This is a genomic window from Amycolatopsis bullii, from assembly GCF_014654205.1.
Classification (GTDB): domain Bacteria; phylum Actinomycetota; class Actinomycetes; order Mycobacteriales; family Pseudonocardiaceae; genus Amycolatopsis; species Amycolatopsis plumensis.
In genome coordinates, this window is record NZ_BNAW01000002.1 from 459,523 (window position 1) to 481,592 (window position 22,070).

At 72.0% G+C, this 22,070-nt stretch carries 17 protein-coding genes; 10 read left to right on the forward strand and 7 right to left on the reverse strand.

Features of this window, described 5'->3' with window-relative positions:
* Positions 1 to 72: 72 nt before the first annotated feature.
* Positions 73 to 549, reverse strand: coding sequence for a MarR family winged helix-turn-helix transcriptional regulator (locus tag IE317_RS04615; RefSeq protein ID WP_191306763.1), 477 nt, complete (start codon positions 547 to 549; stop codon positions 73 to 75).
* A gap of 79 nt (positions 550 to 628) precedes the next feature.
* On the opposite strand from IE317_RS04615, the gene IE317_RS04620 reads away from it, so the two are divergent.
* From IE317_RS04620 to IE317_RS04655, 8 genes are all read left to right on the forward strand, one after another.
* Entirely contained in the window at positions 629 to 985 is a 357-nt protein-coding gene (locus IE317_RS04620; RefSeq protein WP_191306764.1) for a DUF6292 family protein, read from the forward strand.
* A complete protein-coding gene (locus tag IE317_RS04625; protein WP_191306765.1) occupies positions 966 to 2,759 on the forward strand; it encodes a thiamine pyrophosphate-requiring protein in 1,794 nt (597 codons plus the stop codon). Before IE317_RS04620 ends, IE317_RS04625 begins: the two co-directional genes overlap by 20 nt.
* Positions 2,756 to 3,832 (forward strand): enolase C-terminal domain-like protein, encoded by a 1,077-nt coding sequence (locus IE317_RS04630; RefSeq protein ID WP_191306766.1) that lies wholly within the window; start codon positions 2,756 to 2,758, stop codon positions 3,830 to 3,832. Before IE317_RS04625 ends, IE317_RS04630 begins: the two co-directional genes overlap by 4 nt.
* 13 nt (positions 3,833 to 3,845) lie before the next feature.
* Positions 3,846 to 6,911: an FAD-binding and (Fe-S)-binding domain-containing protein gene (locus IE317_RS04635; RefSeq protein ID WP_191306767.1), complete on the forward strand. Its 3,066-nt coding sequence runs from the start codon at positions 3,846 to 3,848 to the stop codon at positions 6,909 to 6,911.
* Positions 6,908 to 7,210 carry a hypothetical protein gene (locus IE317_RS04640; RefSeq protein ID WP_191306768.1) on the forward strand — a complete coding sequence of 101 codons (303 nt, stop codon included), beginning with the start codon at positions 6,908 to 6,910 and terminating at the stop codon, positions 7,208 to 7,210. Before IE317_RS04635 ends, IE317_RS04640 begins: the two co-directional genes overlap by 4 nt.
* The gene (locus IE317_RS04645) at positions 7,207 to 8,205 is read left to right on the forward strand and encodes an SDR family oxidoreductase (RefSeq protein ID WP_191306769.1); all 999 of its coding nucleotides are present in this window, start codon (positions 7,207 to 7,209) and stop codon (positions 8,203 to 8,205) included. The genes IE317_RS04640 and IE317_RS04645 overlap by 4 nt, the downstream gene beginning before the upstream one ends.
* Before the next feature lie 140 nt (positions 8,206 to 8,345).
* A complete protein-coding gene (locus IE317_RS04650; RefSeq protein WP_191306770.1) occupies positions 8,346 to 8,780 on the forward strand; it encodes a hypothetical protein in 435 nt (144 codons plus the stop codon).
* Positions 8,781 to 8,838: 58 nt separating this feature from the next.
* Positions 8,839 to 9,789, forward strand: coding sequence for an esterase-like activity of phytase family protein (locus IE317_RS04655; protein WP_229902463.1), 951 nt, complete (start codon positions 8,839 to 8,841; stop codon positions 9,787 to 9,789).
* A 132-nt stretch (positions 9,790 to 9,921) separates the two neighbouring features.
* Here IE317_RS04655 and IE317_RS04660 read toward each other — a convergent pair whose 3' ends face one another.
* A complete protein-coding gene (locus IE317_RS04660; RefSeq protein WP_191306772.1) occupies positions 9,922 to 11,079 on the reverse strand; it encodes a TetR/AcrR family transcriptional regulator in 1,158 nt (385 codons plus the stop codon).
* Positions 11,080 to 11,223: 144 nt separating this feature from the next.
* Here IE317_RS04660 and IE317_RS04665 point away from each other — a divergent pair, with 144 nt between their 5' ends.
* Complete coding sequence (locus IE317_RS04665; RefSeq protein WP_191306773.1) at positions 11,224 to 12,405, forward strand: oxygenase MpaB family protein; 1,182 nt, start codon at positions 11,224 to 11,226, stop codon at positions 12,403 to 12,405.
* A gap of 6 nt (positions 12,406 to 12,411) precedes the next feature.
* Here the strand turns inward: IE317_RS04665 and IE317_RS04670 are convergent, their stop codons facing one another.
* The 5 genes from IE317_RS04670 to IE317_RS04690 all read right to left on the reverse strand — a co-directional run bounded on the left by IE317_RS04670 (position 12,412) and on the right by IE317_RS04690 (position 19,332).
* Positions 12,412 to 14,256, reverse strand: a complete 1,845-nt coding sequence (locus IE317_RS04670; RefSeq protein ID WP_191306774.1) for an RICIN domain-containing protein — start codon at positions 14,254 to 14,256, stop codon at positions 12,412 to 12,414.
* Between the two features lie 321 nt (positions 14,257 to 14,577).
* The gene (locus tag IE317_RS04675) at positions 14,578 to 16,020 is read right to left on the reverse strand and encodes an arabinofuranosidase catalytic domain-containing protein (RefSeq protein ID WP_191306775.1); all 1,443 of its coding nucleotides are present in this window, start codon (positions 16,018 to 16,020) and stop codon (positions 14,578 to 14,580) included.
* 31 nt (positions 16,021 to 16,051) lie between these two features.
* Positions 16,052 to 17,095 (reverse strand): LacI family DNA-binding transcriptional regulator, encoded by a 1,044-nt coding sequence (locus IE317_RS04680; RefSeq protein ID WP_373308961.1) that lies wholly within the window; start codon positions 17,093 to 17,095, stop codon positions 16,052 to 16,054.
* Positions 17,088 to 18,455 (reverse strand): RICIN domain-containing protein, encoded by a 1,368-nt coding sequence (locus IE317_RS04685; protein WP_191306776.1) that lies wholly within the window; start codon positions 18,453 to 18,455, stop codon positions 17,088 to 17,090. The genes IE317_RS04680 and IE317_RS04685 overlap by 8 nt, the downstream gene beginning before the upstream one ends.
* Before the next feature lie 133 nt (positions 18,456 to 18,588).
* Positions 18,589 to 19,332 carry a FadR/GntR family transcriptional regulator gene (locus IE317_RS04690; RefSeq protein ID WP_229902464.1) on the reverse strand — a complete coding sequence of 248 codons (744 nt, stop codon included), beginning with the start codon at positions 19,330 to 19,332 and terminating at the stop codon, positions 18,589 to 18,591.
* 380 nt (positions 19,333 to 19,712) lie between these two features.
* Here IE317_RS04690 and IE317_RS04695 point away from each other — a divergent pair, with 380 nt between their 5' ends.
* Positions 19,713 to 22,067: an RICIN domain-containing protein gene (locus IE317_RS04695; protein ID WP_191306777.1), complete on the forward strand. Its 2,355-nt coding sequence runs from the start codon at positions 19,713 to 19,715 to the stop codon at positions 22,065 to 22,067.
* Positions 22,068 to 22,070 lie beyond the last annotated feature (3 nt).

The window sequence follows — 22,070 nt, forward strand, 5'->3', positions numbered from 1 at the left end:
GGACCTCCGATCACGACGCAGCTGGCCGCGGGATACCCGCGATCGCGGGGAGCAAACTTCTGTTCGGGCGTTTTAGTTTGCGCGACGCAAAAGTGAGCCGGATTCCGGTTCGTCCGATTCGACCGCTCGGGCGAACCGCTCGAACGCGGCGATCGCGGCCTCGCGGGCCGGCGGGTCGAGCCGGCCGAGGACACTCGCCAGCACTCGGCGGCGATCGCGGTCCACGCGGTCCACGAGCTGGCGGCCCGGCCCGGTCGGGGCGAGCAGCGTTTCCCGCCGGTTCAGCGGGTTGGCCGCCTTTTCCAGCAGGTTCAGCGCGACCAGCCGATCACACGCCCGGGTGACCGACGACGGGTTCATCGCCAGCTCGCGCGCCACCCGGCCCATGGTGACCGGAGTCCGGTCGACCACCACCCGCAGGGCGCGGAACTGGGTGAGCGTCAGCTGCTCGGTGTTCCGCTCGACGGTCGAGTCGGCGATCAGCACCATCGCCCGCAGCGCCGCCAAGGCCGCGTCGGTGCCGTCTTGCTCCTGCCATGTTTGCGTCACGCAAGTATGATAGACGGCGAAAGCGGGTACAGCGATTCGTGAGCGCCGAAGGCGACCACGGAAGGAGGCGTCCGCGCCGGTGAAACCCGATCCCGGGCACGTCGAGGCCGCGGCCCTGCGCGACTACGTCGAGACCGTCGCCGAGCTGCTGCGCGTCGAACCGGCCGCGTCGTGGAGCGAATGCGGCAGTCCGTCGAGCGCCTACATCGCCCTGGCCGACCGCCGCGCGGGCCGGCACCTGATGCTGTCGTGGACCGACCGCGGCGGGTGGTGCCTGGCCGTGGAGCCGGACGGCGCGGAAGAGCCCGCGGTCCTGGTCCGCTGGCCCGACCCGGCGCGGCCCCGGCCCGCCGTCGTGGCCCGCCGGGTCCACGAGGCGCTCACCGAAGCGGCACCGCACGCCCAAGGGAGTACTCATGAGCCAGACAGTCGGTGACTACCTGCTCCAGCGCCTGCGCGAGTGGGGGGTCGAGCAGGTCTTCGCCTACCCCGGCGACGGCATCAACGGGCTCGTCGCCTCGTTCGGCAAGGCGGACGACCAGCCCCGCTTCGTGCAGGCCCGGCACGAGGAGATGGCCGCGTTCTCGGCCGTCGGCTACGCGAAGTTCAGCGGCAAGGTCGGCGTCTGCATGGCCACCTCGGGCCCGGGCGCGATCCACCTGCTCAACGGCCTGTACGACGCGAAGCTCGACCACGTCCCGGTGGTCGCGATCGTCGGGCAGACCGCGCGCAGCGCGATGGGCGGCAGCTACCAGCAGGAGATCGACCTGCAGGCGCTCTACAAGGACGTCGCGAGCGAATACCTCGTCGAGGTCAACGTCGCCGAGCAGCTGCCGAACGCCCTCGACCGGGCCATCCGGACCGCCGAGTCGTCCCGCTGCCCCACCGCCCTGATCATCCCGGCCGACCTGCAGGAGGAGGAGTACACGCCGCCGCAGCACGCGTTCAAGCAGGTGCCCTCCAGCCCGCCGGGCACCGCGTGGTCCCGGCCGGTACCCGCGGAGGCCGACATCGACGCGGCGGCCGAGGTGCTCAACGCCGGCGAGAAGGTCGCCATCCTGGTCGGGCAGGGCGCGCGCGGCGCGGCCGAGGAGGTCCGCCAGGTCGCCGAGGTCACCGGTGCCGGCGTCGCGAAGGCGTTGCTGGGCAAGGACGTCCTGCCCGACGACCTGCCGTGGGTGACCGGCTCGATCGGGTTGCTCGGCACCCGGCCGAGCTACGAGATGATGCGCGACTGCGACACGCTGCTGATCATCGGCTCGAACTTCCCGTACAGCCAGTTCCTGCCGGACTTCGGGCAGGCGCGCGCGGTGCAGATCGACCTGGACGGCCGGTTCATCGGGATGCGCTACCCGACCGAGGTCAACCTGGTCGGGGACAGCGCGGCCACGCTGCGCGCGCTGCTGCCGAAGCTGGCGAGCAAGCCGGACCGCTCGTGGCGCGAGACGATCGAGAAGAACGTCGCCTCCTGGTGGGACACCGTCGAGAAGGAAGCGGCGGTGGACGCCGATCCGGTGAACCCGATGGCCATCGTGTCCGAGCTGTCGAAGCGGATCCCGGAGAACGCCATCGTCACCGCGGACTCCGGCTCCTCCACCAACTGGTACGCCCGCAACCTGCGCATCCGCGGCGACATCCGCGGGTCGCTGTCGGGCACATTGGCCACCATGGGCCCCGGCGTGCCGTACGCCATCGGCGCGAAGTTCGCCCACCCCGACCGGCCGGTCATCGCCCTCGTCGGCGACGGCGCCATGCAGATGAACGGCCTCGCCGAGCTGATCACCATCGCCCGTTACCAGCACCTGTGGAGCGATCCGCGCTGCGTGATCTGCGTCTTCCACAACAACGACCTCAACCAGGTCACCTGGGAGCTGCGCGCGATGGGCGGCGCCCCGAAGTTCGAGGAGTCCCAGAGCCTGCCGGACGTCGACTACGCCGGCTTCGCGCTGTCCCTCGGGCTCGCGGCGGTCACCGTCGACAAGCCGGACCAGCTGGCCACGGCCTGGGACACCGCGCTCACCGCGGGCAAGCCGGCGGTGCTGGACGTCCGCTGCGACCCGGACGTGCCGCCGATCCCGCCGCACGCCACCTTCGAGCAGGTGAAGTCGGCCGCCCAGGCCGTTCTCAAGGGCGACCCCGACGCGCTGCACCTGGTCGCCCAGGGCGTCAAGACGAAGCTGCAGGAGTTCCTGCCCGGGAAGAACCGGTGACCACGATCGAGCGGGTCGGCGCCCGGGCCTACCGGGTGCCGACCCCGCAGCCGGAGGCCGACGGGACGCTCGAGTGGGAGGCGACCACGATCGTCGTCGTGCACGCCGAAGCGGGCGGGGTCCACGGGCTGGGCTGGACCTACGCCGACGCGGCCTGCGTGCCGTTGATCGAAGGCGTGCTCGCGGACGCGGTCCGCGGCCGCCCGGTGCTCGACGTGCCCGCCTGCTGGGCGGCCATGCAGCACGCCATCCGCAACCTCGGGCGCGCGGGCCTGGTCTCCTGCGCGATGTCCGCCGTCGACATCGCGTTGTGGGACGCCGCGGCCCGGTCGCTCGAACTGCCCGTCAGCAGGCTGCTCGGCCGGGTGCACGACGAGGTCGCCGTCTACGGCAGCGGCGGTTTCACCACCCTCTCCGACGACGAACTGGCCGCCCAGCTGGACCACTGGGTCCGGCAGCAGCGCATTCCGCGCGTGAAGATCAAGATCGGCGCGTCGCCGGATCGCGCTCTCGACCGGGTCGCGCTGGCCCGCAAGGTGATCGGCGAGGACCCGGCGCTGTACGTCGACGCCAACGGCGCCTACTCCCCCGGCCGGGCCCGCCGGGTCGCCGAGCGCCTGGTGGAGTGGAACGTCACCTGGTTCGAGGAGCCGGTCTCCAGCGACGACCTGCCGGGGCTCGCGGCGGCGCGCTTCCCCGGCGGCCCGGACATCGCCGCCGGGGAGTACGGCTACGACCTGCCCTACTTCGCCCGCATGCTGCCGTCGGTCGACTGCCTGCAGGTCGACGTCACCCGGTGTGGCGGTTACACCGAGTGGCGGCGCGCGGCGGCACTGGCCGCGGCGGTGAACCGCGACGTGTCGGCCCACTGCGCCCCGAACCTCTCGGCGCACGCCGCCGTGGCCACGCAGAACTTCCGGCACATCGAGTGGTTCGCCGACCACGACCGGATCGAACGGCTCTTCTTCGACGGCTGCCTCGACCCTGCCGGCGGCACCGTGACGCCGTCGATGGCCGCGCCCGGGCACGGGCTGACCTTCCGCGCCGAAGCCGCCGCCGAGTACGCACTCTGAAGGAGGATCCGCGATGGGACCCGTCCAGCTCCCCGATCCGGTGGTGCGCCACGCGGATCACGAAGATCTCGACACCGGCGCGCTGGCGGCGGCGCTGCGTGAGCGCGTCGACGGCGAAGTGCGCTTCGACCGCGGGACGCGCGCGGCGTACTCGACCGACGCGTCCAACTTCCGGCAGGTGCCCCTCGGTGTCGTGCTGCCCCGGACACCGGAGGACGCGGCGGCGGCGATCGCGGCGGCCCGGGAGTTCGGCGCCCCGGTGCTCTCCCGCGGCGGCGGCACCAGCCTGGCCGGCCAGTGCACCAACACCGCCGTCGTGCTCGACTTCTCCAAGTACTGCACCCGGCTGGAGTCGGTCGACGCCGAAGCCCGGACCTGCGTGGTGCAGCCGGGGATCGTGCTCGACGAGCTGAACCGGCAGCTCGCGGACACCGGCCTGCGGTTCGGGCCGGAACCGGCGACGCACATGAACTGCACGCTCGGCGGGATGATCGGCAACAACTCCTGCGGCGCCACGGCCCAGCGGACCGGCAAGGTCGTCGACAACATCGCCCGCCTCGAAGTCCTCAGCTACGACGGAACCCGCTTCTGGTGCGGGGAAACCACCGACGAGGAGTACGCGGAGATCGAGCGCCACGGCGACCCGCGCGCCGCGATCTACCGGCAGCTGCGCCGGCTGCGCGACGAATACGCCGAGGAGATCCGCCGCCGGTACCCGGACATCCCGCGCCGCGTCTCGGGCTACAACCTCGATTCCCTGCTGCCGGAACACCACTTCGACGTCGCCGGGCTGCTCGTCGGCAGCGAGTCCACTTTGGTCACCGTGCTCCGGGCCGAACTGGAGCTCGTGCCCGTGCTGCCCGAGCGGACGCTCGTGGTGCTGGGGTACCGCGACATCGCCACCGCCGCCGACGCCGTGCCCGCCGTCCTCCCGCACGAGCCGGTCGCGCTGGAAGGCGTCGACCACAAGCTGATCCGCGACGAGCAGATCAAGCACATGAACCCGAAGGCCCTCGGCGAGCTGCCGCACGGGCGGGCGTTCCTCATGGTGCAGTTCGCCGCCGGCACCCACGAGGAAGCCGAGCGGCAGGCGCACGCGATGCTCGACGCCCTGCGCGGCACCGAACACGAGGCCGACGCCGAGTTCCTCGACGACCCCACCCGCGAAGACGAGCTGTGGCAGGTGCGGGAAGCCGGGCTCGGGGCCACCGCGCACCTGCCGGGCCGGCCCGACACCTTCGAAGGCTGGGAGGACTCCGCCGTCGCGCCGGAGCGGCTCGGCGAGTACCTGCGGAAGCTGACCGCGCTGTACGAAGAGTTCGGCTACGCCGGCGACACGGGTCCCAGCCTGTACGGGCACTTCGGGCAGGGCTGCGTGCACACGCGGATCCCGTTCGACCTCTACACCGCCGACGGCGTCGCCACTTACCGGCGGTTCATGGAGCGCGCCGCCGACCTCGTCGCCGAGCTGGGCGGGTCGTTCTCCGGCGAGCACGGCGACGGCCAGTCCCGCGGCGAACTGCTGCCGAAGATGTTCGGCGAGGACCTGGTGACCGCGTTCGGCAGGCTGAAGGCCGTCTTCGATCCCGGGAACCGGATGAACCCGGGCAAGGTCGTCGCCCCCTACCGGCTCGACGAGAACCTGCGCCTGGGCGCCGGCTGGGCGCCCGCCGACCCGCAGGACCTGTACTTCCGCTTTCCGCACGACGGCGGCTCGTTCGCCGAGGCGGCCAACCGCTGCGTCGGCGTCGGCCGGTGCCGGCAGCACACCACGAGCGGCGGGCAGGTGATGTGCCCGTCGTACCAGGTGACCGGCGAGGAGGAGCACTCCACGCGCGGGCGGGCGCGGTTGCTGTTCGAGATGCTCGACGGCCACGGCGACAGCCCGGTCGGCGACGGCTGGCGCTCGACGGAGGTCCGTGAAGCGCTGGACCTGTGCCTGGCGTGCAAGGGGTGCAAGACCGACTGCCCGGCCAATGTGGACATGGCGACGTACAAGGCGGAGTTCCTCGCCCACCACTACGAAGGGCGCCCGTGGCGGCGGCCGCGGTCGGACTTCACGATGGGCTGGCTGCCGGCGATCGCCCAGGTCGTGGGCCGGCTCCGGGCGGGCCGGGTGGTCAACGCCCTGACGCACGCGCCCGGCCTGTCCCGGCTGGCGACCCTGGTCGCGGGCGTCGAGGACCGCGAAGTCCCGCTCTTCGCCGGGGAAACGCTGCAGCAGTGGTTCGCGCGGCGCGGGCCGTCCGGCACCGGCGCCCGCGGGACGGTGCTGCTGTGGCCGGACACCTTCACCAACTCGTTCCACCCGCACGTCGGACAGGCCGCGATCCGGGTCATGGAGGACGCCGGGTGGCGGGTCACCATGCCGTCCGCGGCGCTGTGCTGCGGGCTCACCTGGATCTCGACCGGGCAGCTGGGCGTGGCGAAGCACATCCTGGCGCGCACGGTCCGCGAACTGGCCGCCCACCTGCACGACGGCGGGCTCGTCGTCGGCCTGGAACCCAGCTGCACCGCGGTGTTCCGCGCCGACGCGGCCGAGCTCTTCCCGGGCGACCACGACGTCCGGCGGCTGCGCGCGCAGACCGTCACCCTCGCCGAGCTGCTCACCGAGCACTCCCCCGGCTACCGGCCGCCGCGCCTGGACGCGAAGGCGATCGCGCAGGTCCACTGCCACCAGCACGCGGTCATGGGCTGGGACGCGGACCGGAAGCTCCTCGAAGCCGCCGGGGTCGACGCCGAGCACCTCGACTCGGGGTGCTGCGGCCTGGCCGGGAACTTCGGCTTCGAGAAGGGGCACCTCGACGTCTCGAAGGCGTGTGCCGAGCGGGTGCTGCTCCCGCGCGTCCGGGACGCGGCGCCGGAGACCGCGGTGCTGGCCGACGGGTTCAGCTGCCGCACCCAGCTGCACGAGCTGGACAGCGGCGGCCGCGAAGGCGTCCACCTGGCCGAGCTGCTGGCCCGTGGGCTCGACGCTCCGGCGGAGACTCCGAAGCGGAAGCTGAAGGGGCTGGCCGCCGCGGCCGGCGTCGCGGCGCTCGGTGTCGCGGTGGCCCGGTGGGCACGGTGGGCCCGGTGACGCGCGGGGTCGCGGTCGCGCGGGCGGTCTGGGGCGGCGGGATCGTGGTCGCTTCACGGTCCCTGCCGATCCCGCGGAAAGTGGCACTGGCGCTGGGAATCCGCCACCTGACCCAGGCCGCCGTCGTGCTGCGGCGGCCGGACGGGGTCGTCGCCCGCTGGGGCTGGACGATCGACGTCGCGCACAGTGTGAGCATGCTCGGCCTGGCCGCGGTGTCGCGCCGGTGGCGGACCGCGGCGCTGGCGAACGCGGTCGTCGCGGCCGCTTGGGCTCGTACGGGAAAACGGAGGCAGTCATGAACCAGGTCGTCGTCGTGACCGGAGCCAGTGGCGGCATCGGCCGCGCCGTCGCGCGGGCGTTCGGGGCCCGGCAGGCCCGGGTGGCCCTGCTCGCACGGGGCAAGGAAGGCCTCGAAGCGGCCGCGGAAGACGTCACCCGCGCCGGGGGAACGGCCCTGGCCATCCCCACCGACGTCGCCGACTTCGAGCAGGTCGACGCCGCCGCGGCCCGGGTCGAGGAGGAGCTGGGCCCGATCGACGTGTGGGTCAACGTCGCGTTCACGTCGGTGTTCGCGCCCTTCGGCGAGATCGAGCCGGAGGAGTTCCGCCGCGTCACCGAAGTGAGTTACCTCGGCTACGTCCACGGCACGATGGCCGCCCTGCACCGGATGAAGGAGCGCGACCGCGGCACGATCGTGCAGGTCGGCTCGGCGCTGGCGTACCGCGGGATTCCGTTGCAGAGCGCGTATTGCGGGGCGAAGCACGCGATCCAGGGGTTCAACGAGGCGTTGCGCTGCGAGCTCCTGCACGACGGCAGCGGCGTCCGCACGACGATGGTGCAGATGCCGGCGGTCAACACCCCGCAGTTCTCGTGGGTCCGGTCCAAGCTGCCGCACCAGGCCCAGCCGGTGCCGCCGATCTACCAGCCGGAGGTCGCCGCCCGCGCGGTGGTGCACGCGGCCGACCACCCGCGCCGCCGCGAGTACTGGGTGGGCGGGAGCACGGTCGGGACGCTGCTCGCGAACGCCGTCGCACCGGGGGTCCTCGATCGCTACCTGGCGAAGACGGGTTACCGGTCCCAGCAGACGCGGGCGAAGAAGTCCCCGGACCAGCCGGAAAACCTGTGGTCGCCGGCGGATCGCGAGCGGGACTTCGGTGCACACGGCCAGTTCGACGACAAGGCGACGCCGAAGAGCGTGCAGCTGTGGGCGAGCCGGCACCACGGCGTCGTCGCGGCGGCCGGCGGTGCCTTGGCGGCGACGGCGCTGGCGGTGTGGCGGCGGGCCCGGGCCTGACCGGGCGCGATCGCGATCGGCCCGGCGCCGCCGGACCTCGGCCGAAAGGACGAGGCCGCGGCGCCCGGACCGCCCCTTCGGCCGAGGTGACCTGCCCTTTCCCTCCCCTACCTTGATCGTCAGGTGGGGAGGAGGGACCCGTGAAGTTCACCGCCAAGCGAATCGTCGTGTCCGGGGCCGTGGCCGGGGTCGCCGTGGTGGCCGCCGGGGCCACCGTGATCGCCACCGCCGCGGATCCCGTCTCCCCGGAGGTCGTCAGCGCCGTCCCCGCGGAAGCCGGGCACGAGAACGAAGGCAAGTACACCACCGGCGACTACGTGCTGGACGTGCACGAACTCGACGACGACGGCGAAGGCCTCACCACCGCCATCGGGCCGCACACCAGCTACTACTCGAAAACCTTGCACGGTACCGGGAACCGGCAGCACACGGTCGTCAAGTTCTCGGCCGGGGTGGACGGGCCGGTCTTCTTCACCTATCCCGTTCCCGCGCCCGGCCGGGTCGTCGACTGCGTGGCCTCCGGGACCGAGGCCGCGCCGCAGGTGCGGTGCGAGACCAGGTTGCCCGCCGGGTGATCGGCTCGGTACAGTCCGGAGTGACGCCGCGTTGCCCCTTCGATCCCAGGAGCACGACGTGCGTACTCTCCTCTGCCTCGCCGCGGTCCTTCTCGCCGTTCCCGTCGATAGTGCCGCGGCCGCCACCACGCGGAAGTGGCCCGGCGATCCCGCCGTCGCGGTCGCCGATCCCGCCGGTGTCCTGGGCGACAACGTCAGCGGGCTTTCCTTCGACGGCCCCGATGTGCTGTGGGCGGTCAAGAACGGCCCGGGCACCCTCTACCGGCTCGTCCGCGACGGCAGCGGCTGGCGGCCCGCCGCCGACTGGCCGCTGCGCTACCGGGACGGCGGCGGCGACCCGGACGCCGAAGGGGTCGTCGTCACACCCGACGGCCTTTTCGCCGCCACCGAACGCGACAACGACGGCGACGGCAGCCTGCTGAAGGTGCTCCGGTACGACACCGGATCGACCGCGAGCGAGCTCGCCGCCACCGCCGAGTGGGATCTCACCGGCGACCTGCCCGCCGTCGACGACAACGGCGGTTTCGAAGGCATCACCTGGATCCCGGACGGCTTCCTCACCGCCGGCGGGTTCCGCGACGACCACACCGAGGCCCGCTACGACCCCAGCCGCTACCCGGGCCACGGGACCGGCCTCTACTTCCTCGGCCTCGAAGACACCGGCAGGGTCTACGCCTACGCCCTCGACCAGGCCGGCGGCGGGTTCACCCGGGTGGCGTCCTTCCCGTCCGGCTTCCCGAAGGTCATGGAGCTGGAATTCGACCCGGCGACCGGCAGCCTCTGGTCGGTCTGCGACGACACCTGCTCCGGCAAATCGGCGACGTTGAAGCTCTCCGGCGGCCGGTTCACCGTCACCGCGACCTACGCGCGGCCGTCGAAGATGCCGAACCACAACAACGAAGGGTTCGCCATCTCCCCGGTCTGCGCCGCCGGGCACCGGGCGGTCGTCTGGGCCGACGACGGCAACGACGGCGGCCACGCCCTGCGGACCGGGACGTTGCCCTGCTGAAGGCTCAGCCGCCCTGGCCCGGCCGGTGTTCGCCTCCGCGACCCGGGTGAACCCGGCCGGGACGCGCGGGAGGTCGACCGTCCGCACCAGGTCGGGCGTCCGCGGCAGGACGGCGAGGTCGCCGGCCGGAGATCACAGGCCGAGGGCGCTAACCAGCAAGGCGGCCACCGCGGCGCGGTGCTCCGGGTGGTCCGCCCACCGCAGCCGCCGGCCGGCCTCGACCACCACGCCGAACCCGGCGTGCACCAGCACCCGGGCCTGGCGCGTGTCGAGCTCCGGGCGGGCCTCGCGCAGGTGCTGCTCCCAGACGGCGATGTGCTCGCGCTGCGCCGCGACCAGTGGGCCGCGCAGGCCGTCGGGCAGGCCGGCGATTTCCGCGTTGGCCAGGCTGTTGAGAGCACTGTGCTCGAAGCTGTACGCCACGTACGTCGCCGTCAGGGCGTTCAGGGCTTCGTGCGGGCCGGTCGTCCCGCGCAGGTTGTGCTCGACCGCCTGGGCCAGCAGGTCCGCGGCCTGCAGGCAGGCCGCGGCCAGGATGTCGGCCTTGCCCGGGAAGTAGCGGTAGAGCGCCGAGGGCACCAGCCCCACCGCCTCGGCGATCCGGCCGTTGGTCACGGTGGCGAACCCGTCCCGTTCGAACAGCGGGACGGCGGCCGCGAGGATTTCCGAACGCCGCGTCCGGGGCACCGGCGGGGCGGGGATCTCGACGGCGGGCGCGGGCGCCGCGGCGGGATCGGTGGCGGCGACGCGCCGGGCGGCGGCCCGCAGCAGGTCCTCGACCCGGCGCTGGGCGATCGCGTTGTGGTGCGTCGTGATCGACCCGATCGCCCCCAGTGCCGCCACGGCCCGCAGGTGCTCGCCGGGCCACGGGTGCTCGCGCCGCACCGCCGCCGCCACGCGCTCGACGACGTGCGCGAACTTGCCCGCGAGCTGCCGGCGGTCTTCACGCTCGAGGTACCGGGCCTCCCAGCGGTACACCCCGCCGGTCTCCCGGTGGGCGACGGTGACCCGGGTGACGGCGGCGAAGATCTCCGCCAGGGACGCCGCCGGGGGCACGTCGGCGAGTGCCGCGACGAGCCGGTCCGCCATCACGTTCGCGCACGCGGCGAACAGGGCGTACTTGTTCGGGAAGTGCCGGTACAGGGCGGCCGCGGTGATGCCCACGCGCGCCGCGATCTCCTCCATCGACGCCGCGTGGTAGCCGCGCTCGCTGAACACCGCGGCGCCCGCCTCGACGACGAGCTGCCTGCGGTTGCGGGGCCGGACGGCCGCGGCCGGCTCGGCGGTCACCGGGCGGAGGGGTGCGGAAGTCGGGCCATACGTGCCAGTCAACCACAGGACGACCGGGTCTTGCCGACGCGCGAGTCACCTTCTATGTTAATGAAGAATCTCCTCACGAAGAGCCCATTCCTATCAAGGAAGCTAGGTAAGTGAATGAGCAATCTCAGCAGGAGGAACGTTCTCTCCCTCGGTGTCGCGCTGGGTCTGGTGAGTGCGGCGAGCGCCGTCCCGGCCTGGGCGTCGACCGACGGCGCCGACCCGTGGTGGGTCTGGGACGACGAGGTCGACCGGCTGGTGGCCGGGCTCGTCGACGGCGGCCGGGTGCCCGCGGTCAACACCGCGCTGCGGTCGTGGACGGACAACGACGACCCGCTGCCGTCCGGCCTGCCCGACGACCTCGACGGCTGGCTCCGGCGGGTCAACCGGCTGCCCTCGTGGGCCGACCCCGCCAAGCTGCGCCGCGCCGCCGACTTCAACCGGCGCAAGGACACCTACCTGTTCCTGCTCTACGGCCTCGGCAGCGGGATCATGAGCACGGTCATCCCGCGGGAGGCCCGGTCGGTCTACTGGTCCGCGGGCGGCGCCGCCATGCAGGACCGCGCGGCCAAGACCTTCACCTTCGGCTACGACCTGAGCGAAGCCGGCGCGTTCGAGCCCTCGGGCCAGTTCGTCGTCACGGCGAACAAGACCCGCCTGGTGCACGCCGCGGTCCGCCACCTGCTGCCGCAGTCACCGCACTGGCGGGCGGTCGCCGACGAGCGGATCCCGATCAGCAACGGCGACATCCTGGTCACCTTCCACAGCCTCGGCACGTTCGTGCACCGGAAGCTGCGCGAGTGGCACGTGCCGATGTCGGCCGCGGACGAGGACGCCTTCCTGCACCAGTGGCAGGTCGCCATCCACCTGCTCGGCGTGCGGGACGAGTTCATCCCGCAGACGTGGGCCGCGGCCGACGCGCAGTCCGCCCAGGTGCTCACCCCACTGCTCGCCCCGACGCCCGAAGGGAAGGAGCTCGCGGCGGACCTGCTCGGGCTGACCGCGCAGATCGACCTCGGCGTCACCCGGGGCTTCCTGAACGAGTTCGTGCGGTACGTGCTCAGCAACGAGGTCGGCGACTGGCTCGGCCTGCCGCGCGACTACGCGGCGGCCACCCTGATCCGCACCGGGTGGCCCGCGTACATCGCCTTCCGGGAGGGCCTGCTGCCCATCGCCCCGGCCGGCTTCTTCCTGTTCGACCAGTTCATCCGCGCGCTCGCCATGCTGTTCCTCAACAAGGGCACGTCCCCGACGAGCACGCCGATCACCATCCCCACCGGCAACCGGCCGGGGGCCTGAAGAACGTCAGGCCGGTCCCCTCCCCCAGAGCCGCCAGGTCTGGTTGAGCGGGCTGTTCTGGGTGACCGGCTTGCACGTCCACTGGATCACCGCGGCACGGGCGGCCGTGGACACCCCGCTGACGTCGACGCACTTTCCGCTGTGGCGGGCGACGAGCTGGTAGTCGTGGGCGTCGTTGCCGCCGTAGGTCACCCGCCGCGGCGAGAACTGCTGGTTCGTGGCGCCGTCGGTGCACGTCCGCTGCTGGACGGCGGCGCCGTCGTCGGCCGAGGCACCGGCGACTTCGAGGCACTTGCCGCTCTGCCGGTTGACGACGGTGTACGCGCCCGCCACCCCGGAAACCGGGCGGAAGGTCCACTGCTGCTGGTCGCCGCCCTCGCAGAAGTCCTGCTGCTGCCGGTTGCCGTCCGCGGTGCCCAGGTCGGTGTTGTCCAGGCACTGCTGGGAGTGCTGGGCGACCGCGACGGTCTGGAAGCTGCCGTCCGACGGCGGCAGCAGGGTGATGCTGAAGGCGTCGTCGATCGTCGTGTGCGGGACGGCGACGGTCACGGCGTTGCCGGACACCGTGACCACGGAGTCCCGGATGGTCACCGGGCTCTGCACCGCGGCACCGCCGTTGAACGGGATCTGCTGGACGACGACCCGCACCTGGTTGTTCTGGACGACGCCGGAGGTGGTGTCCAGGCGCTGCAGGGCGACCGCGACGTTCCCGGTCGTGCCCCCTCCGCCGACCAGGACCTTCGCCACCCCGGCCGCCTTCGTGGCGAACGGGTCGTAGGCCGGGCTGGGCTTCGACGTCACGATCTGCCCGGTCTGCGAGCCGTAGAAGCGGTAGGCCCACCACTCGCCCTTGGGCAGGTACCGGCCCGCGGTGTTGCGGACGAGCAGGTTGGCGAGGTCGTTGTGCAGGTTTCCGGCGCTCGCCCAGTTGGCGCGCAGCCCGTCGGCCCCGGCCCGCTCCAGGCGGGCGATGTACCAGGCGCCGTCGCCGGGGTTCTGCTCGTTCGAAGCCCCGTATTCGTTGATCTGGTAGGGCCGCGGGTGCGGGATGCCGCGCGAGCCGAGTGACGCGTCGGCCGCGGCGACGTTCGCCACCGGATCACCCGGCAGGGAGTGCCAGCTGACGATGTCGGGAACGGTGTTCGAGCCGCGCACGAAGTCGAGGTACTGCGTCCACCAGCTCGCCGAGGTGGAGGGAACGCCGGCGAGGCTGGGCCCGACGATCGCGTGCGCCGGGAAGGCCGCCCGGATGCGCTGGTACGCGCGCTGCCACAGGGCGAAGTACTGGCTCTGCGGCCGGTTCCAGAACAGCGTGATGTTGGGTTCGTTCCAGAGGTCCCACTCCACCGGGGCGCCCGTCGCGCGCACGTCGTCGATCACGCGGGTGAGGAAGTTGTCGTAGTCGGTCCAGTCGCCGTTGTCGCCGGGGAACCGGGAAATCGGGTAGCCGTCGGCACCCCACAGGTCGTGGACGAGCAGGACGAACTGGCCGCCGAGCGAGCGGGTGCGCAGCAGTTGGGCACGGGTGGCGCTCCACCGCCGGTCGTACTTGCCCGACACCCACCCGCCCGGGCTGTCCAGCTGCGCGCCGCCGGCCCGCATCGCCTGGAAGCGCACGTCGCGGAAGAAGTGGTCGGGCGGGTTCGCGGCGTTCTCGGTCATGCCGTAGATCCACCCGGAAGCCCGGTAGGTGGGTGCTCCGCCGACGGCGGAGAAGTCGACGGAGACCGACTCGTCCGCGGCCCCGGCCGGTGCGACGAGGGCCACGGCGGAAGCACCGGTCAGTGCTCCGGTGAGCAGGAGGGCAGCCAGGCCGCGGCGGACGCGGGGCCGCTGGCGCGAGAGGTCCACGGACGACTCCTTTGGCGGTGGATGAGCGGAGGCCGACGGCCGGTCATCGAACCGGTTCGACCACCAAGCAAGGTACGCTGCAGGCAATTCAGCGACAATCGGCCGAATGGAGGCGAACCGGTTCGGCGCGGGGTGGGGGCTCTCCCGGGCACGCAGTGAATGACTCATTCCTGGCGTCGGAGGTCAGGAATGAGTCATTCACCGCATCCGGCACGGCACGGCACTCCCCTGGCCCGAGCCCGGTCCGGCCGGCGCGCACACCGAAAGGGGCTTCCCCCGCGCCACCACGCGGGGAAAGCCCCTCCCGTCCGCCCCAGCGGCTCAGCGGTACCCGGCGGCCACCACGTTCGCCTGCACCGCGTTCTCCGTCGCGTCCGACGGATATCCGGCAACCATCGCCCCTTCGTAGAACGTCCCCGCGCTCAGGTTCGCCCCGCCGCCGGGCTTGCAGCAGTCGCCACCGCTGCCCAGGATGATCGCCCCCTGCTTCTTCATCGGGCTGTAGCCGTTCGGGAGGCCGCCGTCCCACATCGTCGTCAGGCTGCCGGACTGGGCGTTGCTGCCCTTCAGCGCGAAGCGGGACGTGCCGTTGTTCTTCAGCATCGCCGTGACGAACTTGCTGGGCAGCGCCCGCTGGTTCGGGTTCCACTGCTGGCTGCCGCCCGGGTAGAGCCCCCACTCGAGGTCGGCCTGCACCCACGGACCCGTCCCCTGGCACCCGCCGAACCAGCACTCCGTCCCGAAGTTGATCGCGTCCATCGCGCCGGCCGCGTCGGCCTTCCGCGTGGTCTCGCTGTTGCCGTAGTCGAAGCAGCAGCCGCTGTTGACGTGCGTTCCGCTGGTCACCATGTACATGCCCTCGGGTGCGCTGCCGGTCGGCACGCCGGTCGCGTGCCCGTCTCGCCAGTAGCTGTTGCCGGGGTTGATGTACAGCGAATACGCCTTCGAGCCGCCGACCGTGAGCGACTCCGACGTGGCCTTCGCCGGGCTGCTCTGGCTGGACCCCGGGACCACGCTCGACCCTTGGTACCACAGGTCGTTCCCGCGCCCGGACTGGTCGTACACCACCGTGATGACACAGTTCGTGCCCGCGCAGAAGGAATCCTGGGCGGCGGCGTCGACGGTGCCGCCCGCCGCCCGGAGCCCGATGTTCCGGGTCGTGTTGTCGGACGAGCGCCGGACCTGGTACAGGTTGCCGGCGTAGTTCCCGTAGAGCGCCCGGACGGTGCTGTGCGCGGCGACGCACGGCGTGCCGCCGGAGGCGTAGATGTCGCACGGTGCCGTGCCGGTCGGCGGCGGTGGAGTGCTCCCGGTGCTCCACTGCTGGTTGCTCTGGCCGTGGCACGTCCACAGCACGACCGCGGTGCCGTTGGCCGTGCCGGCGCCGGTCACGTCCAGGCACAGTCCCGATTGGACACCGGTGATCGTCCCGTCGGCGTTCTGCCGCCACTGCTGGTTCGCCTGGCCGTTGCAGGACCAGATGATGACCGCCGTCCCGGGCGCGGTCCGCCCGCCGTAGGCGTCCACGCACCGGGTGCCGTTCAGCGTGCGCAGCTCACCCGCCGAGGTGAATTCGTACGCCTGCCCGGCCTGGCCGCCACAGTCGTAGATCTCCAACGCCGTTCCCGGCGTGTCGGTGCCGCCCTTGACGTTCAGGCACCGCCCCGACGCCGCACTCACCAGCGGCGCGGCGGCCGCCGAGGCCGGGACGGCCCCGGCCACCGCCGCCGCCAGCATCGCGGCCACCACCACCAACACGCGCACGATTCCTCCTCAGTCCTGAATGGACATTGCCTCAGGCCGACTTCCGCGGCACCAGTTCGGTGTCGAGCACGGTGGACCGGCGCGGGGCCGCGCCGTCGATCATCGCCAGCAGTTCGGCGGTCATCCGGGCGCCCATCTCCTCGACCGGCTGGCGCACGGTGGTCAGCGGCGGGTCCGTCCAGCAGCCGATCGGCAGGTCGTCGAACCCGACGAGGGCGACGTCCTCGGGCACCCGCCGCCCCGCGCGGCGCAGCGCGCGCAACGCCCCGACCGCCATCATGTCGGAGGCCGCGAAGATGCCGTCGACGTCCGGACGGCGGGTCAGCAGCCGGGACGTCGCGTATTCGCCGGACGCCTGGCCGAAGTCACCGCACACCACGAGAGTCTCGTCGTACCGGCCGGCCCGCGTCATCGCTTGCCGGTAGCCGAGCAGCCGGTCCACCCCCGCGGTCATGTCCTGCGGCCCGGCGACGGTCGCCACGACCTGGCGGCCGCCGTCGAGCAGCCGCTGGGTCGCCAGCCGCGCCCCGCCCTGGTTGTCGGCGTCCACGTACGGCAGCCGGCCCGTCCGCCCCGCCTGGACCGGCCGCCCGCCGAACACCACGGGGATGCCGAGCCAGTCCAGGTCGAGCGGGCGGCGGCCGTGCATGCCGACGACGAGGGCGCCGTCGACGTGCCCGCCGTCGAGGTACCGGACCACCGGCGACTGGTAGTCGTCGGTGGCCGGCACGGTGAGCAGCACGAGCTGCACCCCCACCGCGGTCAGCTCCCGGCCGACCCCCGCGGCGATCCGCGGGAAGTACGGGTCGGTGAACAACCGCGGCACTTCCTCGCACACCACCAGGGCGATCGAGCCGGTGTGCCGCGCGCTGCTCGCCTTCGCCGCCCGTTGCCGGGCGTAGCCCAGAGCCAGCATCGCGGACTCCACCTGCTTGCGGCGTTCCGGGCTCACCCGCGGGAATCCGTTGAGCACGCGGGAGGCCGTGGCGATCGACACCCCGGCCGCCCGCGCGACGTCGGCCAGCGTGGGCCGCAACCCCGGCGTTTCTTCGGCGACGGACACGGCTTCAGGCACGCTGGAGCTGGAACCGCTGGTTGGGGTTCCCGGTGAACGTCCACTGGGAGATCCGCGCGCCGTCGGCGGTCGAGACGCCCCAGACGTCCAGCGCCAGGCCGCTCGCCCGGTTCACCAGGCTCACCGCGCCACTGCCCTGGTCGACGACCCGCCACTGCTGGAGGGTGGCGTTGGTGTCGGCCTGCTGGCTGACGTCCGCGCCGCTGTCGGCGTTCGCCGCCTGGAGCACCAGGCCGCTGTGCCGGGCGCGAATCCGGTAGTAGCCGTCACCGGAGTCGACGAAGTCGAACTGCTGGCTGAGCCCGCCGTTGGCCGGCTCCTGCTCGATGAGCGCGCCGGCCGCCGTCGAGGCGCCGGTGATCCCGACGAGCTTGCCGCTGTGCTGGGCCGTCAGCTTGTAGTTCACGCCGGTCTGGACCGGCGGCGTCGGCGGCGTGGTGGTGCCGAACTGCGTGATGAACTTCCACACCTCACCCGAGGTCCAGGTCTGCCAGCCGCTGCCGCCGCCGTCCTTCGGGCCCGGGTCGTGTCCGCCGTCGAAGGCGGCCCAGACGACCGGGTACCCGGCCCGGCAGCCGGAGTAGGCGGTGACGATGTGGGTCCGGCTGCCGCCGGCGGGCTCCGGCGGGTTCTGCGGGGTGCAGCCGTTGTTGCGGACGAACTGGTCGCGCAGCGCGCGCCCGGACGAGATGGGCAGGACGTTGTCGGCGATGCCGTGCATCCCGATGTAGGCGACCGGCTGGGTGCCGCCGCTGCAGCCGCTGAGGTTCGCCCCGGAGTACACCGCGACCGCGCGGAACACGGTGGGCCGGGCGCAGGCGAGGGCGTAGCTCATGGCACCGCCGTAGCTGAAGCCGCCGGCGAAGACCTGCGTGGTGTCGACGCACAGCGCGGCCTCGACCTGCCGCAGGAGGTCGTCGATGAAGGTGACGTCCTGGCCGCCCGGGTTGGCCCAGCCGTTCCCGTTGCCCTGGGGCGCCACGAAAATCGTGTTGTTGCCGGAGCTGTCGGCCAGCCGGCGGAGCCCGTAGTAGGACCAGTTGTAGCCGTCGGTCCCGCCCGAGTCGACGTCGTTCATCGTCCCGCCCCGCCAGTGGAGGCCGACGAACAGCCGGTAGGCGTGGTTGTTGTCGTAGTTGGCCGGGACGCGCAGGATGTAGCTGCGGTTCTGGCCGCCACTGGAGATCGTGTGGTTGCCGCTCGCCAGCCCGGGCGCCTTCCCGCAGCCCGCGGTGCCGGCCGCCGCCGTCCGGTCCGCACCCGCGGGGGCGGCCAGCGCGGTCCCGCCCGCGAGCAGGGCGAGCACGGCGAGCACGGCTCCGATCACGGCGGAGGCGAACAGGGGTCTCTGCTTCACCATCACACGGCTCCCTCTGTACTAGGACGTCGTCGTCCTCCCGGGCCGGGGCTGATCCCGGGAGCAAATCAGTCCACAATGGACTGTGTGGCACGTGCGTTGTGTGACACAGTGCGGTTTGTGTGACACAGCGCGGTCACCGGCCGAAGAGCCGGCGCTGGATCTCCCGGCGGTAGTCCTCCAGGGTGTTGTCCAGGTGGACGCCCGCGGCGTGGGCGGCCGCGTCCGGGTCGCCGTCGCAGATGGCCCGGTAGATCGCGGCGTGCTCGTCGATCGCGCCCACCGCGTGCCCGCCGATCGCGCCGGACATCCCGATGATGTTCGACTGGCGTTGCAGACGGCGGGCCTCGCGCACGGCCGCGACCAGGAACTGGTTGTGCGACGCGGCGGCGATCCCGGCGTGGAAGTCGTCGTCGCCCTGGTCGAACAGCGAGTACTGGCCGGTCAGGTGGCCGTGCCGGCAGGTTTCGGCGGCGGCCTCGATCGCGCGCAGCTCGGCGGGGGTGGCGTTGGTGGCCGCCAGGCGGCTGGCCGCGGTCTCCTGGATCCGGCGGAACTCGAAGAGCATGTAGACGTGGTCGAGATCGGCGGGCAGGAAGAACGCGCCCCACCGGGACCCGCCGAGCATGCCCTCGTCGTCGGAGACATACAGCCCACGTCCTTTGTGCGCTCGCACCCGGCCGATGGCCGAGAGGATCTTGACGGCCTCCCGCACCATGGTCCGGCTGGTTCCCATCCGCGCCGCCAGCTCGTTCTCGGTCGGCATCCGGTCACCGGGCCGCAGTTCCAGTTCGGCGATCAGCCGGAGGATCTGCTCCGCCACCACTTCGTAGCCGGGGCGGTACGGGACAGGCGGTGCTACTTCCTCGTCACGGGTCACGCAATGAGTATGACTCAGTAACTCCAGACAGCACCTTACCTCGCTCACCCGCCATCCGGTCAATCCTTGCCGGGGCGGACTGAAAATTACATCCCCGGCACCGGGACGGAGCAATGGGCCTGATCCTTGCTTGACGCCGGGCAGGCGCGCTGTTCTCATGGATCACCGACACCACAACGGAAAACCCGTCGAGCACCCTCGAAACTTTCGAAAGCCGGCAGCCCTCCGCCGTGTCGGATGAGTCGTACACATCCCGCCCGGTTCGCCTTCGACCGGGGGCCGGCCGGCCCCGGGCCCGGCCCGCCGGGCACCGGTTCCAGTACACAGTTTCAGTACACAGTGGACGGTTGGGCCCAGCCCCGTCCCGGAGAGGCCCGCCCATGCCGTCGCGCATCGCCGCCGCGCTGTTCACCGCCCTCGTGGTGACCGCGCTCGCCACCCCCTCCGCCCACGCCGCGACCGTCACCATCGCCGTCGCCCCCGGCGGCGACGACACGAACCCCGGCACGCCGGACCAGCCGGTCGCCACCCCGGCGAAGGCCCAGCAGCTGGCCCGCACCCAGTCGGCGGCCGGCAACGACGTCGTCGTGCAGCTCGCCGCCGGGACCTACCGGCTCTCCGCCCCGCTGCGGTTCACCAGCGCCGATTCGGCCCAGAACGGCCACACCGTCACCTGGCAGGCCGCGCCCGGCCAGAAGCCGGTGCTCTCCGGCGGCAGCCAGGTCACCGGCTGGTCGGTGCAGGACGCCGGCCAGAACATCTGGGTCGCGTCGGTGCCCCAGGGCGCCGACTCCCGGCAGCTGTTCGTCGACGGTGCGCTCGCGCCGCGCGCCGGCATCCCGATCTCCCGCTCCGACGTGCAGTTCACCACCAGCGGGATGACCATCACCAACCCCGCGCTGAACTACCTGGCCACGCTGCCGCAGCAGAACCGGATCGAGGTGGAGAGCCAGAACTCCTTCACCGACCGGTACTCCCCCGTCGACCGGATCAGCGGCACGTCGATCGTCATGCAGCAACCGGCGTGGAACAACAACAACTGGGGCTACGACACGCTCGCCAAGCCGTTCGGCGGCGGCCAGCTGTTCCTCGAGAACTCCTACTCCTTCTTGAAGAACACCGGCCAGTGGTACCTCGACCCGCAGGCCGGGAAGCTGTACTACAAGGCGCCCGGCGGCTGGGTGCCCGGCAGCCACGACGTCGAGCTCCCGCGGCTGCAGTCGCTGCTGCAGATCGGCGGCAGCTACGACAACCCGGTACGCGGCCTCGCCTTCAAGGGCCTGAACTTCGAGCACACCACGTGGCTCACCCCCAGCACTTCGGTCGGGTACGCGAACCAGCAGACCGGCACGTTCCTCCCGGCCGCGGCCCCGATGCCGGGTGACTTCCTGACCTCCTGCCAGTCCGGCTGCCGCCAGTTCGAGGGCGCCCGCAACAGCTGGGCGCAGGCGCCCGCCGCCGTCCAGGTCTCGGCCGCCACCGGGATCACCTTCAGCGGCAACACCTTCGCCCACCTCGGCCAGGTGGCCCTCGGCATCGGCAACGACGCGAACGCGCACGCCTCCGGCGTCGGACTGGGCGCGTCGTCGATCACCGTGGACCACAACACCTTCACCGAAAACTCCGGCGGCGGTGTCATCGTCGGCGGCGTGCGGCCCGACGCCCACCACCCGTCGAACCCCGCGATGCTCAACAGGGACGTCACCATCTCCTACAACACGGTGAGCCGGGTCGCCCTCGACTACCGCGAGATGGCCGGCATCCTCTCCACCTACGCGACGCACACCGTCATCACGCACAACGACGTCTCGAACCTGACCTACGACGGCATCGACGTCGGCTGGGGCTGGGGCGCCAACGACCAGGGCGGCAGCCAGGACTACCGCAACCGCGGTCTGTACGACTACCAGCCCGTCTACTCGACGCCCACCACGCTGCGGGACACCGTGGTCAGCTACAACCGGGTGCACGGCACGAAGAAGCTGATGCACGACGGCGGCAGCATCTACAACCTCTCCGCCAACCCGGGCAGCTCGATCGACCACAACTACATCTACGACAACAACCGCACGGTCGGCCTGTACCTGGACGAGGGTTCGCGGTACGTGACGCTGTCGGCCAACGTGATCCAGGACTCCGGGGTCTGGGCCTTCACCAACGCCAACGGCAGCAACAACACCAACGACAGCACCTTCAGCGGCAACTGGTACAACGGCGGCGCGACCCAGGTGGCCACCGGATCGCCGCACAACAACGTGCTGACCGGGAACGTCCAGGTCAGCGGCACGAACTGGCCGTCGGGCGCCCAGCAGGTCATCGCCGCCGCCGGCACCGGCGGGACCACGACCCCGGCCGCGGGCCCGGTCCGCGCGCTCGGCAAGTGCCTGGACGTCAACGGCGTCTCCACCACGCCCGGCGCCGCGGTCCAGCTCTGGGACTGCAACGGCGGTACCAACCAGTCCTGGGCCCGGACCGGCGCCGGTGAGCTGACCGTGTACAGCGGCACGCGGTGCCTCGACGCCAGCGGTCAGGGAACCAGCCCCGGCACCAAGGTCGTCATCTGGAACTGCAACGGCCAGTCCAACCAGCAGTGGCAGGTCACCGCGAACGGCAGCATCACCGGCGTCCAGTCCGGGCTGTGCCTCGACGTGACCGGGTCCTCGACCGCGAACGGCACGCCGATCCAGCTCGCCGCCTGCACCGGCGCGACCAACCAGAAGTGGACTCTCGGCTGACGA

Bases quoted from the DNA above. Each gene is read 5' to 3' on its own strand.
- IE317_RS04625 (WP_191306765.1), top strand. From the start codon at position 966: ATGAGCCAGACAGTCGGTGACTACCTGCTCCAGCGCCTGCGCGAGTGG.
- IE317_RS04635 (WP_191306767.1), top strand. From the start codon at position 3,846: ATGGGACCCGTCCAGCTCCCCGATCCGGTGGTGCGCCACGCGGATCAC.
- IE317_RS04645 (WP_191306769.1), top strand. From the start codon at position 7,207: ATGAACCAGGTCGTCGTCGTGACCGGAGCCAGTGGCGGCATCGGCCGC.
- IE317_RS04665 (WP_191306773.1), top strand. From the start codon at position 11,224: ATGAGCAATCTCAGCAGGAGGAACGTTCTCTCCCTCGGTGTCGCGCTG.
- IE317_RS04685 (WP_191306776.1), bottom strand. From the start codon at position 18,455: ATGGTGAAGCAGAGACCCCTGTTCGCCTCCGCCGTGATCGGAGCCGTG.
- IE317_RS04695 (WP_191306777.1), top strand. From the start codon at position 19,713: ATGCCGTCGCGCATCGCCGCCGCGCTGTTCACCGCCCTCGTGGTGACC.